The 13,732-nt window shown below is 39.3% G+C and carries 14 protein-coding genes, 1 tRNA gene and 1 pseudogene; 1 reads left to right on the top strand and 15 read right to left on the bottom strand.

Annotation, left to right across the window (positions count from 1 at the left end):
* Nucleotides 1–29 precede the first annotated feature (29 nt).
* Nucleotides 30–1,057: pseudogene (locus ARADI_RS00545) on the top strand (site-specific integrase).
* A 31-nt stretch (nucleotides 1,058–1,088) separates the two neighbouring features.
* Here the strand turns inward: ARADI_RS00545 and ARADI_RS00540 are convergent.
* The 15 genes from ARADI_RS00540 to odhB all read right to left on the bottom strand — a co-directional run bounded on the left by ARADI_RS00540 (nucleotide 1,089) and on the right by odhB (nucleotide 13,730).
* A tRNA-Lys gene (locus ARADI_RS00540) sits at nucleotides 1,089–1,164 on the bottom strand.
* A 147-nt stretch (nucleotides 1,165–1,311) separates the two neighbouring features.
* Entirely contained in the window at nucleotides 1,312–2,073 is a 762-nt protein-coding gene (ybgF, locus tag ARADI_RS00535) for a tol-pal system protein YbgF (protein ID WP_119710816.1), read from the bottom strand.
* A 9-nt stretch (nucleotides 2,074–2,082) separates the two neighbouring features.
* Nucleotides 2,083–2,583, bottom strand: a complete 501-nt coding sequence (gene pal / locus ARADI_RS00530; RefSeq protein ID WP_119710815.1) for a peptidoglycan-associated lipoprotein Pal — start codon at nucleotides 2,581–2,583, stop codon at nucleotides 2,083–2,085.
* A gap of 45 nt (nucleotides 2,584–2,628) precedes the next feature.
* Nucleotides 2,629–3,921 (bottom strand): Tol-Pal system beta propeller repeat protein TolB, encoded by a 1,293-nt coding sequence (tolB, locus tag ARADI_RS00525; protein ID WP_119710814.1) that lies wholly within the window; start codon nucleotides 3,919–3,921, stop codon nucleotides 2,629–2,631.
* Nucleotides 3,922–4,059: 138 nt separating this feature from the next.
* A complete protein-coding gene (gene tolA, locus ARADI_RS00520; protein ID WP_119710813.1) occupies nucleotides 4,060–4,914 on the bottom strand; it encodes a cell envelope integrity protein TolA in 855 nt (284 codons plus the stop codon).
* Nucleotides 4,915–4,948: 34 nt separating this feature from the next.
* A complete protein-coding gene (gene tolR / locus ARADI_RS00515) occupies nucleotides 4,949–5,371 on the bottom strand; it encodes a colicin uptake protein TolR (RefSeq protein WP_119710812.1) in 423 nt (140 codons plus the stop codon).
* 17 nt (nucleotides 5,372–5,388) lie between these two features.
* Nucleotides 5,389–6,072, bottom strand: coding sequence for a Tol-Pal system protein TolQ (tolQ, locus tag ARADI_RS00510; RefSeq protein ID WP_119710811.1), 684 nt, complete (start codon nucleotides 6,070–6,072; stop codon nucleotides 5,389–5,391).
* Nucleotides 6,069–6,464: a tol-pal system-associated acyl-CoA thioesterase gene (ybgC, locus tag ARADI_RS00505; RefSeq protein WP_119710810.1), complete on the bottom strand. Its 396-nt coding sequence runs from the start codon at nucleotides 6,462–6,464 to the stop codon at nucleotides 6,069–6,071. Before ybgC ends, tolQ begins: the two co-directional genes overlap by 4 nt.
* Nucleotides 6,465–6,576: 112 nt before the next feature.
* Nucleotides 6,577–6,876, bottom strand: coding sequence for a cyd operon protein YbgE (gene ybgE, locus ARADI_RS00500; RefSeq protein WP_119710809.1), 300 nt, complete (start codon nucleotides 6,874–6,876; stop codon nucleotides 6,577–6,579).
* A gap of 2 nt (nucleotides 6,877–6,878) precedes the next feature.
* The gene (gene cydX / locus ARADI_RS00495; RefSeq protein ID WP_119710808.1) at nucleotides 6,879–7,001 is read right to left on the bottom strand and encodes a cytochrome bd-I oxidase subunit CydX; all 123 of its coding nucleotides are present in this window, start codon (nucleotides 6,999–7,001) and stop codon (nucleotides 6,879–6,881) included.
* Nucleotides 7,002–7,013: 12 nt separating this feature from the next.
* Nucleotides 7,014–8,153 carry a cytochrome d ubiquinol oxidase subunit II gene (cydB, locus tag ARADI_RS00490; RefSeq protein ID WP_119710807.1) on the bottom strand — a complete coding sequence of 380 codons (1,140 nt, stop codon included), beginning with the start codon at nucleotides 8,151–8,153 and terminating at the stop codon, nucleotides 7,014–7,016.
* Between the two features lie 16 nt (nucleotides 8,154–8,169).
* Complete coding sequence (cydA, locus tag ARADI_RS00485) at nucleotides 8,170–9,732, bottom strand: cytochrome ubiquinol oxidase subunit I (RefSeq protein ID WP_119710806.1); 1,563 nt, start codon at nucleotides 9,730–9,732, stop codon at nucleotides 8,170–8,172.
* 585 nt (nucleotides 9,733–10,317) lie between these two features.
* Nucleotides 10,318–11,193, bottom strand: coding sequence for a succinate--CoA ligase subunit alpha (gene sucD, locus ARADI_RS00480; protein WP_119710805.1), 876 nt, complete (start codon nucleotides 11,191–11,193; stop codon nucleotides 10,318–10,320).
* A gap of 7 nt (nucleotides 11,194–11,200) precedes the next feature.
* Nucleotides 11,201–12,367 (bottom strand): ADP-forming succinate--CoA ligase subunit beta, encoded by a 1,167-nt coding sequence (gene sucC, locus ARADI_RS00475; RefSeq protein WP_119710804.1) that lies wholly within the window; start codon nucleotides 12,365–12,367, stop codon nucleotides 11,201–11,203.
* Between the two features lie 133 nt (nucleotides 12,368–12,500).
* On the bottom strand, nucleotides 12,501–13,730 hold the full coding sequence (gene odhB / locus ARADI_RS00470) for a 2-oxoglutarate dehydrogenase complex dihydrolipoyllysine-residue succinyltransferase (RefSeq protein ID WP_119710803.1): 1,230 nt from the start codon (nucleotides 13,728–13,730) through the stop codon (nucleotides 12,501–12,503).
* Between the last annotated feature and the right edge of the window lie 2 nt (nucleotides 13,731–13,732).

The following is a 13,732-nucleotide window of genomic DNA, read 5'->3' as shown; positions in this document are numbered from 1 at the left end:
GGCTTAAAACATTTCAATCAAATTACGATATATATAATGTCTGGCACTGTGATTTCGTTTCGCCAAGCGGTAAACGAATTAGACAGAGTCTTGGCACAGCCAATAAAAAATTAGCACAAGAGCTACACGATAAACTCAAATCGGATATTTGGAAAGTTGAACGTCTCAGTGAAGAGCCAGAGTATCTCTTCGAAGAAGCGTGTTTGCGCTGGCTAAAGGAAAAGCAACACAAGCGAAAATAGATAAAGATAAAGGAAAAATTAAATTTTGGCAGCAGTATTTTTCAGGTCGAAAGATTAGTGAAATCACGAATAATGAATGTCAGGATATTGTTTCAAGGATGAAAAATAGAAGAGGTAAAGTGGGTTTCTCATCGCAATCATCAAGGTATGCTCAATTGGGCTTTTATTCGTGCTTTACTAAAAATAGCCTCAAATGAGTGGGGATCGTTAAAAAATGCACCACCCCCTAGACAATCAAGGATTAAGTGGCTCACAAAAGAACAAGCGCATGCCTTAATTGATAATGCCGTTGATTATCTCAAGCCAGTAATAACATTTGCTTTGGCTACGGGTTTACGAAGATCCAACATTCTAGAATTAGAATGGTCACAGGTTGATTTGGCTCGTAAAGTTGCTTGGATTAATCCTGACCAGTCAAAAAATTTTAGAGCAATTAGCGTTTCGCTCAATGACACAGCCTGTCAGATTATCCATGATCAAATGGGTAGACATAGCCAGTATGTTTTTGTCAGAGAGAAAAAATTAAAGGGTATTACTGATATGATACCAATGAGAACGGATACTAACAAGGCATTTAAATCTGCCATGCGTAAAGCCGGAATCGAGGGATTTCGATTCCACGATCTGAGGCATACTTGGGCAAGTTGGTTAATTCAGTCGGGTGTGCCTCTATCGGCATTGCAAGAAATGGGGGGATGGGAGAGGTTAAACGGTATGCTCATTTATCCCCTTCACACTTGCAAAAGCACGGTAAAAATATCGATGGGATACTCGGGTTTCATGTCACAAATATGGCACGCAAGAAAGTTGTATAAGATGAAATTAACTGTAACTCCTTGTTTTAATTGGTGGGTCGTACAGGATTCGAACCTGTGACCAATTGATTAAAAGTCATTTGCTCTACCGACTGAGCTAACGACCCATCTGAAGTTACCTAAGGTGATGGCGGAGTATATTACTTATTTTTGCTAAGGGTGCAATGTTTTTTTTACCGAAAGAATTTAAATGCTTATTAAGCATACAATTATCCCCGAAATAGATAGCAATAAATACTTCGGGGTTGTTCATATTAGAGTGACGCTAATTTCTTTTCTGCCAATTCCGCGCTAGGGCTATTAGGATATGCCTTAATCACCTGTTGATAAACAGCACGTGCTTTATCATTTTGTCCTTTTTCTTGCATCAGTAACCCTACTTTATAAAGGGATTCTGCCCCTTTAACTGAATTAGGGTAACTTTTAACAACAGTAGCAAAATAAAAAGCCGCATCATCTGTATTTCCCTGATTATAATTCAATTGTCCAAGCCAATAATTCGCATTAGGCTGATAATTAGATTTAGGGTAAGTTTTGATAAAATGCTGAAAAGAACTAATTGCCTGCGCAATCTGCTGTTTAGATTTGCTCTTTATTGCAAGTGCAACGGCTGCATCATACTCAGCTTTTTCATTCGCTGGTTTAGCCGTAACAACAGTATTATTGCTATTACTACTGTCGGTACTTGCCTTAACTTTATTTGCACCAGTCGTCAATGAATCCAACTGCGTATAGAGATCTTTTTGTCGCTCAATAACTTGACTTAATTGATATTGGTTTTCCTGAATTTGACCACGCAATACATCAATGTCCCGCTGAGCATCCGATAACTGTTGCTGAATTTGATATAATAATTGCCCTTGAGAATTGACCGCTGTCTCAATTTGAATTAGACGATCACTTGTAGAGCCTGAGCCGACATTAATGATTGGCGCTTGGGCGGTAGCGACTACTGGAGCCGCTACGCCAACCAATAACGACAGACTCAAATAAAGATGTCTGAAGTTACTGTTCATATAATACTCTTAATAAACAAGTATCGCACGACGGTTTTTGGCATATGCCGATTCGTCATTACCTTGTATAGCCGGTTTTTCCTTACCATAAGATACGATAGCAATTTGCTCACCGTTTACACCTTTACTCTGCAAATATATTTTGACAGCATTAGCACGGCGCTCACCAAGTGCAATATTATACTCTGGTGTACCCTTTTCATCAGTATGCCCTTCCACAGTAATCTTAACTGAAGGGTTACCGCGTAGGAAGAAAGTTGCATGTTGATCTAACAGCTGTGCATATTCTGGTGTAACATCATACTTATCAAAACCAAAGTAAACAATGTTGTTACTTTGCAATTCTTGCATTTGCTGACTAGCAAGTTGCTCAGCTGTTAAGCTAGCATTGCTATCTGCTACATTGTTTTCAGCACTCGTTTTGTCATTGCCCTTTTTTGAGCTACATGCTGCAACGGCTAGCATAGGTAACGCTAACATTAGCCCTTTAAGCACTTTATTCAATTGCATCTTGTTCGATCCTTTAATTATTATTGCTATACTTATTATTATGCATCACAAATACGGCGACCAGGCAGGAAATTTAACTTTTCCATCAGTCGCCGGCAGACGCGCTTTGAAACGCCCATCCGTTGACACCAGGTGTAATACAGTACCTAACCCTTGTGAGACACTATAAATTACCATAGTACCATTAGGTGCAATACTCGGCGTTTCATCCAGAAACGTATCCGTCAAATATTCAACGTTACCCGTTGCCAGATCCTGTTTAGCAATGTGCTGTTTACCATTACTCGAGTTGACCATTACCATAAATTTACCATCAGGGCTGACGCTTGGATCCTGGTTTTGGTTGCCTTCCCAAGTAATACGTTCTGGCACACCACCATTAATATTTAGTTTGTATATTTGTGGACGCCCTGCTTGATCAGAAGTATAAATCAGCGTTTGGCTGTCTGGCATCCAACTAGGTTCAGTATTGTTACTACGACCATCTGTTATTTGGCGAGTTTGACCACTGGCCAAGTCCATTACATAAAGATTTAAACTTCCGCTCTTTGACAGGGCAAAAGCAAGCTTGCTTCCATCGGGGGAGAAGGTAGGAGCACCATTATGACGCGGGAAAGCAGCAATCTGGCGGACTTCGCCTGTTACTAACGTTTGCATAACTAATGCTGAACTACCACTTTCAAAGGTTACATAAACTAATTTTTCACCATCAGCTGACCAAGCTGGCGACATCAGCGGTTCAGGCGAGCGGTGGACAGTAAATTGATTATAACCATCATAATCTGAGACTCTTAATTCATAAGGAAACTTTCCACCATTAGTTTTAACCACGTAAGCGATACGTGTATGAAATGCACCTCGAATACGGGTTAATTTAGCAAAGACTTCATCACTAATAGTATGTGCCGCATAGCGTAGCCATTTGGCTGCCACTTTTAATTGGTTTTGCGTCAATATTGCACCGGGTGAATTAACCACATCAACCAGTTGATAATTAATAATGTACTGACCATCAGCAGCCGGTTGTACCTGACCAACAACAACTGCATTAATACCTAATCCCGTCCAAACATTCGGTGTAATTTCCGATGCGGTAGTTGGTTGTTGAGGCATATGACTGGGATCGATAGGATTAAATTTACCGCTATTGCGTAAATCTGCAGCAACAATTTGTCCTACATCATCGGGTAAAGTACCAGCTCCAGTCCATTTAAAAGGCACAATAGCAATAGGCTGTGCAGTATTGATGCCTTGGGTAATTTCAATCTGAATTTCTGCCTGGGCACATGCCGCCCATAATATTAGAAAACTTAATAATAATTTAAATGCCTGCTTCATTTTTTCTCACTTATCACGTGTATCCCCCCGTCCGTAATAATTAATTTGAATATTAACAAAGGTGAATGCACAAAACCAGAATAACTGAAAAACTTTTGTTAATTTTCCTAGCCTTATGCTATTCATAACATTCATTAACTAAGGCTTGAATACTAAAGTACTTCCCTGTTCATTAAATGCATCGTAAATACTACGACTAGGCGGTTTAGGCATTGTCGCTGTTTTGGCTGCACGTATCGCGGCGTCACAGAGTGATTGATCGTTTACTGCATTACTTTTAGCCGCAATACTAATTAACATGCCGTCAGGAGCGAGTTTTATGCTTAATTTACATGTTTTACCGCGATAAATATCAGCATCATAAAATTTGCTTTCAATTGCGGCTTTGATCTTACCAGCATAATTAGCCACATCCGAACTGGATGCCCTGCCTTTTCTATTTCCTCCTTGACCCGCTGCTGCTGCACCTCCCATTTGCTGAGTTGGTTGTTGGGCAGTTAATCCACCAAGCAGAGAGTCAACTGCAGCAGCCTGTTTAGCCGCATCTGCTTTTTTCTTAGCTGCCGGCGCCTTAGCGGCTTTTTCTTTTGCCTCTGCTTGTGCTTTAGCCGCCGCTTCTTCTGCTTGCTTGCGTTGCTGATCGGCTTCTCTTTCTATTTTTATACGCTCCTTTTCAACCATTTTTAAGCGTTTTTGTTCTTCTTCCTGCTGTTTTCCTAGTTCTTCTTCTTGCTGTTGAAGACGTTTTTTTCGCTCAGCATCGGCTTGTTTGGCACTATTTTGCTGTCGTTGTAGCTGGTTATACTGTTCTATTACTACTCCGGGATCAACCATGATCGCATCAACCACTTCACCGCCTTGACCACCGCCGCCAAGCTTAATAATTTCATCCAATGAACCCAAAATAATAAAACCAAATAACAAAACGTGGAATATAATAGAGAGTACCACAGAGCGACTTAATTTATTTTTTTGCTCTTTTGTCTTTCTCACAACAGATTTCCAAACAAGTAATTATGGAATTACATCAAATAGGCTGAGTCATAAAACCAACCGATTTGATGCCAGCTTGATGAAGTATATTCAGCGCTTTAATAACTTCTTCGTATGGTACATCTTTAGCTCCACCAATTAAAAAAATGACCGGCGGATTTTTTGCCAATGCAGCTTTTGTTATTGCTGCAATCTGTTCTGGCGGTAAAAGCTCTTCTCGATGGCCATCAATAATGACACTATATTGTCCTACTCCAGAGACTTCAAGAATAATCGGTAGATTATCAATACCTGACACAATTTTCGATTGGGTCGCATCAGGCAATTCCACTTTCACACTTTGCGAGATAATCGGCGCCGTTGCCATAAAAATCAATAATAATACTAACAGTACATCCAATAAAGGAACGATGTTAATTTCAGATTTCAGTTCACGCCTATGTCGAGTCCGCGCCATCTTTCTGTTCTCCGCATTTATTGCTTTTCAGAAGCAAAAGCTTGACGATGCAAGATGGCTAAAAATTCTTCCATAAAATTGTCATAACTTTGATCCAATTTATTGACCCGCTGGTTTAGTCGATTATAAGCCATCACAGCTGGAATGGCGGCAAACAAGCCGATTGCCGTTGCAATTAACGCTTCAGCAATACTAGGGGCGACCATTTGTAATGTTGCCTGTTTAACCGAGCCTAATGCAATCAAAGCATGCATAATTCCCCAAACGGTACCAAATAATCCAATATAGGGGCTTATTGATCCTACAGTACCTAAAAAGGGAATATGCGACTCTAATGATTCTAACTCACGATTCATCGATATTCGCATAGCTCTAGAAGCACCGTTCATCACCGCTTCTGGTGTATGAAGATTGGCTTGGCGTAAACGAGCAAACTCTTTAAATCCAGAATAGAAAATCTGTTCTGCTCCCGTGAATGCATCACGCCGAGCCTGACATTCTTTATAGAGACGCGATAGCTCAATACCAGACCAAAAACGATCCTCAAAAGCTTCCGTTTCTCGGGTTGCGGTATTTAAAATTTTGCTTCGTTGAATAATAATTGCCCAAGAAGCAATAGAAAATCCTATTAAAATCAACATGATGAGTTGAACCAAAAAACTCGCTTTTAAGAATAAATCTAAGATATTCATGTCAGTCACTGCTTAAACTCCGCGACAATAGACTCAGGAAGCCTGGTTGGCTTCATTTTAAATGTATCAATTGAAACAATAACTATTTCTGCTGTGCAAATTTCTTTCCCTTGCTGATTAATTAACCGCTGAAAAAAAGCCAATGATGTATGTTGAACATAGCTAATTGTTGTTTCAACGGTTAATAAATCATCCAATTTAGCGGGGTGTAAATAATCAATTGTCATTTTACGTACGACAAAAGCTAAATTTTCTTTTCGTAATTTCTGCTGTTCAAATCCTTTTTCTCGCAACATTTCCGTTCTCGCACGTTCGAAAAAATGCGCATAACGAGCATGATAAACTACACCTCCCGCATCAGTATCCTCATAATAAATACGGATAGGCCAGCAAAACAGCATATTTTTACTCCCCTTGCTATAAATAAATTACCGATCACTATACTTAAGTGAATCATCTATTGGAATGATTTATAAACAAAGTTACAAAAAAATAGTGAAATATAAACTTATCTTATGAAATGAAACTAATACGAAAGAAATAAAATAGTCCACAAACTAGGATCAAAACAGCAGGTAAAGAATGAAAAAGATAACGCCAAAAAGCATTTTTAGGTAAAAACCCAATACCAAAAATTATCCCATTACATGTTGCCCAAATGAGCAATAATCCCTGCCATATAGCAAGAGAACTGGGATTTGAGGCAAATAAGGTTGGATCCCAGATCACACAAAAAGCCATGACAAATGCCATAAAGAGAATAAGGATCCGAAACGGACCCTTATGCATTGATGAGTAAATTTTATCTACCATTATCATTCACCAGTATGTTTAGCTTTGTTAGCAGCATTAGCCTCAACCTGTTCGATAGCCAGAGCTGCAATGACAGCGAAACTACAGACAAGAAGCGTTCCTAAAATCCAAGCAAAATACCACATGCCATTCGCTCCTTAATATAATGAATGTTTGTTATTTTCAATATGCGCTTTGTCAATTCGACCAAACATTTTGTAATAACACCAGGTAGTATACGCCAAGATAATTGGCACAAAAATGATGACGACAACTGTCATCACTTGCAATGTAAATAAGCTCGACCTGGCATCCCAAATCGTCAAACTGGCATTAGGCTGTATATTTGAAGGCATAATGAATGGGAACATACTAATACCGAAAGTTAAAATAATACAAGCAATTGTTAGTAATGAAAATAAAAATGCCCATCCTGCTTTATCAAGCTTGGTAAATAGGATAGTCAGTATTGGAAAAAATAAGCCAAGTGCAGGTAATGTCCATAGTCCTGGATTATTATTAAAATTAACCAACCATGCCCCTGCTTCTTTTGCTACTTCTTTATGTAGCGGATTAGAAACAGCGTAGGTATCGATTGTACTTTTAATCGCATAACCATCAATTCCATATATCAACCAAAAACCAGCTACAGCAAAAGTAATTAAGGTGAAAAAGGCGGTGATATAAGTGATATTACGTGAACGTAGATGTAATTCACCTAGCGTGCGCATTTGCAGATAAGTCGCGCCTTGGGTGATTATCATCATAATAGAAATAATGCCTGCTAATAAGCCATAAGGATTGAGTAAACCAAAGAAAGTGCCGGTATAATTCAAATACAATAGGTCATTAACTGTAAAAGGAACGCCCTGTAGCAAATTACCAAAAGCAACACCAATGATCAACGGAGGAACAAAGCTACCAATAAATATGCCACGATCCCACATATTGCGCCATTTGGAATTCTCAAGCTTAGAGCGATAATCAAAACCTACTGGTCTGAAAAAAAGTGCAGCCAAGACTAATATCATTGCAACATAAAAACCTGAGAATGCCCCAGCGTAAACAATCGGCCAAGCCGCAAATAGTGCACCACCCGCAGTCACTAACCAAACCTGATTACCATCCCAATGAGGTGCGATTGAATTGATCATGATCCGACGCTCAGTATCAGTTTTTCCCATAAATGGCAATAAGATACCAACGCCCATATCAAAACCATCGGTCACGGCAAAACCGATCAGCAACACACCAATCAGTAGCCACCATATAAATCTTAGAACTTCATAATCAAACATAATGGACTCCTGTTTACTAAGCGTCTTGGGCTGAAATATTTTGTTGCTCATAATGATAACGACCTGTTTTAAGACTACTCGGCACTTTACGTGCGAATTTGAACATTAGGAACAATTCAATAACCAAGAACAAAGTATACAGACCACATATTAGTCCCATCGAGAAAAGTAGATCTGCACTACTTAATGATAAATGTGCAACAGCTGTCGGTAAAATTTCACCAATTGCCCACGGTTGACGGCCATATTCTGCAACAAACCAACCTGCTTCAACGGCAATCCATGGTAATGGAATACCAAACATGGCTAAACGTAAAAGCCATTTTTTCTCACCAATACGGTTACGAATAACAGACCAGAATGATAAAGCAAAAATAAGTAACATTAAGAAACCACAAGCCACCATAATGCGAAATGCCCAGAATAGAGGCCCGACTTTAGGAATACTATCTTTAGCGGCCGCTTTAATATGTTCTTCGCTGGCATCAATAACATTAGGTGTATAGCGCTTTAACAACAATCCATAACCAAGATCTTTTTTATTCGCATCAAATGCTTTTCGTATAGCAGGATCATTATCACCAGCTTGTAATTTTTTTAACAGAACATAGGCATTCATACCATTGCGGATACGAACTTCATGTTGCGCCATTAAATCTTTTAAACCCAAAACCGGGGTATCAATAGAACGGGTAGTGATAATTCCCATTAACCATGGAATTGCTACTGTGAATTCATTTTTCATTTTTTCGCTATTCGGTACAGCAATAAGATTAAATGAAGCCGGCGGCGGTTGGGTTTCCCATTCAGCTTTAATAGCGGCTAACTTGGTCTTCTGAACATCACCCATTTCATAGCCAGATTCATCACCCAAAACAATAACAGATAGTACTGAAGCAATACCAAAGCTTGCCGCTATCGCGAAAGAGCGTTTAGCAAAAGGTCGATGACGGCCTCTAAAATAATAAGCACTGATGCCTAAGACGAACATAGCACCTGTACAATAGCCGGCGGCAACGGTATGAACAAATTTAACTTGTGCCACGGGATTTAAAACTAATTCTGAAAAACTGAGCATTTCCATCCGCATGCTTTCAAAGTTAAAATCAGACGCAATCGGGTTTTGCATCCAACCATTAGCAACTAAGATCCACAGCGCAGAGAAATTAGAACCTAACGCAACCAGCCATGTGCTAGCTAAATGTTGGGTTTTACTTAAACGATCCCAGCCAAAAAGAAATAAACCAACAAATGTTGACTCCAGGAAGAACGCCATTAATCCTTCAATTGCCAATGGCGCACCAAAAATATCACCAACATAGTGTGAATAATATGACCAGTTAGTCCCGAATTGGAATTCCATGGTCAAACCTGTTGCAACACCTAAGGCAAAGTTAATAGCAAACAACTTACTCCAGAATTTTGTCATATCTTTATATATCTGTTTACCTGAAATGACATACACCGTTTCCATTATCGCTAGTAAAAACGACATACCAAGTGTTAATGGTACAAACAGGAAATGATACATTGCAGTTAAGGCAAACTGTAACCGGGACAGTTCGACAATATCAAAAATCTTGACTCCTTGCTCCTAGCAGGAAGACACCGACTTACGGCGACCTGACTTTCATAATGCAAAAGATGAAAGCCTCATAACTACCAGCTTTATACATCTTAAAATAACGATAAAAAATTTATTAAAATACAACAAACATCTTAATAATAGTACGCTTATATACACTTATAATAAATAGATTTAATACGATTAAGATTGAAATTTTGCGATTAAATCAACATACCGGCTACATTTAAATACTCACTAAATTTTATCAACAACAATTTCATCGAAAAAATAAATAAAACTTATTTTATTGTTTGATTTAAATCAATTTTTATTAAAGTCATCAATATAGTAAATAGCTGTTTATTGTTTTGTTCATGCCAAAAAAATAGGCAATAATTCATTTTAAACATATACTTGTTGTTGACTTGAGAAAACTCGCCAAAACGCTATTAAAAAAACCATCAATAGGATATTTTTAATCCACATAATGCCACTTTTGATATCGAAAAAATCAAGTTTACCAGTATTACTCACAGCCTAAACATAAAAAAAGCCGCTATCTATGAGTGGCTTTTACTAATCATAGTCTAAATCAGGTTATTTACTAGTCACTAATTGCTTAACGGCTTCACCAATATCAGCTAAGCTACGAACAGTTTTTACCCCTGCTGCTTCTAATGCAGCAAACTTCTCATCCGCAGTACCTTTGCCACCAGCAATTATGGCGCCAGCATGCCCCATACGCTTACCTTTTGGTGCGGTTACGCCGGCAATATAAGCAACGACTGGTTTTGTTATATGTTCTTTTATATAAGTGGCCGCGTCTTCCTCAGCGGTACCACCAATTTCACCAATCATAACGATAGCTTCAGTTTCGGGATCTGCCTGGAATAGTTTCAATATATCAATAAAATTTGAACCAGGAATAGGATCACCACCAATACCAACACAAGTAGATTGTCCTAATCCTGCATCAGTTGTCTGTTTAACGGCTTCGTAAGTTAATGTACCAGAGCGCGATACAATACCTACTTTACCCGGTTTATGAATATGTCCAGGTTGGATACCAATCTTACATTCTCCCGGGGTGATAATACCCGGACAGTTCGGTCCTATCATTTTTACCCCAGTTTCATCTAGCTTTGCTTTCACCGTTAGCATATCTAACGTGGGGATCCCTTCGGTAATGGTAATAATCAGTTTGATACCACTATTGATAGCTTCAAAAATCGAATCTTTACAAAATGGAGCAGGAACATAAATAACCGATGCGGTTGCACCCGTTGCTTGTACCGCTTCACGGACTGTATTAAAAACAGGTAATCTTAAATGTGTTGTTCCACCTTTACCTGGCGTTACACCACCGACCATTTTTGTCCCATAAGCAATTGCCTGCTCTGAATGAAAAGTTCCTTGGCTACCTGTAAACCCCTGGCAGACAACTTTAGTATTTTTATCAATTAAAATAGACATTACTTATTTATTTCGCCTCCGCTGCTGCTACTGCTTTTTCGGCCGCATCGGTCAAGCTGGTTGCAGCAGTAATTTTTAGGCCACTATCCGCTAACTTTTGCGCACCAAGCTCAGCATTATTGCCTTCAAGACGAACAATGACCGGGACTATTACCCCAATTTCTTTCACTGCTCCAATAATACCATCAGCAATCAAATCGCAGCGAACAATACCACCAAAAATATTGACCAAAACAGCTCTAACATTTTCATCAGATAAGATAATTTTAAATGCTTCTGCTACACGTTCTTTAGTTGCCCCACCACCCACATCAAGAAAATTAGCTGGAGCACCGCCATGTAACTTCACAATGTCCATGGTTCCCATGGCTAAACCGGCACCATTAACCATACAACCAATATTGCCATCTAAAGCAACATAGTTTAATTCCCTCTCCAACGCATGGGCTTCACGGGGATCTTCCTGAGAAATATCACGCATCTCCTTTAATTCTACTTGGCGGTATAGTGCATTGCTATCCACACTAAGCTTGCCATCCAGACAGATTAAATCCCCTTGTTTAGTTATCGCGAGAGGATTTATCTCGATTAAAGCCAGATCACCCCCGAGAAAAATTGTCGCTAATCCGATAAATATTTGGGTAAATTGCTGGACTTGTTTACCACTCAAACCTAATTTGAAAGCAAGCTCGCGTCCTTGATAAGGCATAGGTCCGGTTAATCGATCAATAATAGCCTTATGAATAAGTTCTGGTGTCTCTGCTGCAACTTTTTCAATTTCGATCCCACCTTCAGTCGATGCCATAAAGACAATTCGACAAGAGGCGCGATCTATCACCGCACCTAAATAAAGCTCTTTATCAATATCCGTTGCTTGCTCTACCAAAATTTGACTAACGGGCTGTCCATGGGCATCGGTTTGGTAAGTCACTAAGCGTTTTCCTAACCACTTTTCAGCAAATAACCGGATTTCATCGCGATTATTAACAACTTTTACGCCACCCGCTTTGCCTCGACCACCAGCATGTACCTGACACTTTACAACCCAAGGACTATTACCCAATTTTGTTGTTGCTTCTTCTGCCTCTTTTGCTGTTTTACAAGCATAACCTGTCGGTACTGGCAAACCATAATGCGCAAGCAGTTGTTTTGCCTGATATTCGTGTAAGTTCATGATACACTATCCATAATTTAGCCTGACAGAGAGTTAACAATTCTCTATATATTTTTATTTAAACATTGGTCAATAAAAAATTAACCAAGCTTTGCTCCAGACTGAGTAAATAACTTCACTCTAAATTGGTTATCTAGACGTCTAACAATAAACGAGCCGGATCTTCCAACATATCCTTTATTGTCACCAAGAAGCTAACAGACTCACGTCCATCAATTAAACGGTGATCATAAGAAAGTGCTAAATACATCATTGGCAAGATTTCGATTTTACCATCAACCGCCATCGGCCGATCTTTGATAGCATGCATACCTAAAATTGCACTTTGCGGCGGATTAATGATCGGAGTTGACATTAAAGAGCCAAAAACACCACCGTTAGTAATAGTGAAGTTTCCACCGGTCAATTCTTCAACCGTTAATTTGCCGTCACGCCCCTTACCTGCCAACTCTTTAATACGCTTTTCAATTTCTGCCATGCTCAACGCATCTGCATCACGTAATACTGGTGTGACTAAACCTTTAGGTGTGGAAACAGCAATACTAATATCAAAATAACTATGATAAAGCACATCTGAACCATCAATCGATGCGTTCACTTCAGGATAACGCTTTAAGGCTTCAACAACCGCTTTCACATAGAAAGACATAAAACCCAAACGCACACCATGCCGCTTTTCAAAGCTTTCACCATAATGTTTGCGCAAATCAAAAACAGGCTTCATGTTGACTTCATTAAAGGTAGTCAACATAGCAGTATTATTTTTTGCCTCCAGTAAACGCTCTGCTATACGCTTACGCAAACGCGTCATTGGTACCCGTTTTTCACTTCGATGAGAAGAAGTTGATGATGGCGTTGTAGATGCGTCATTCTGTTGCTTAATTGGTCTCTTTTCGCTTGCTGTTGATTGGTTTTTAATATATTTCTCAACATCATCACGCGTTATACGCCCACCTACACCGCTACCTTTGATATTGGTCGGGTTTAAATCATATTCTGCAATTAAACGACGGATAGCCGGTGTTAGTGCATTATGAGTCTCTTCCTCAAGGCTAGCAGTCTGGTGTTTCGCTGGTGCTGACTCAGTAGTCTCTTTTACCTCAGCCGGAATTCCGGTACTATCACTAAGATGTATGCGACCCAATAACTGCTTCGATAGAACAGTAGCTCCCTCTTCTTCTAAAATTGATTCCAGAATACCTGAATCTGCTGCTGGTACTTCGAGTACAACTTTATCCGTTTCAATTTCCACTAACACTTCATCACGCTCTACATGATCACCTGGTTTTTTATGCCAAGTTGCAACTGTAGCATCTGCAACAGATTCAGGAAAATCAGGAACAAGAATTTCTATGTTACTCATTT

The organism is Arsenophonus endosymbiont of Aleurodicus floccissimus (genome assembly GCF_900343025.1).
Classification (GTDB): domain Bacteria; phylum Pseudomonadota; class Gammaproteobacteria; order Enterobacterales; family Enterobacteriaceae; genus Arsenophonus.
This window is presented reverse-complemented; position numbering and strand designations above follow the sequence as displayed.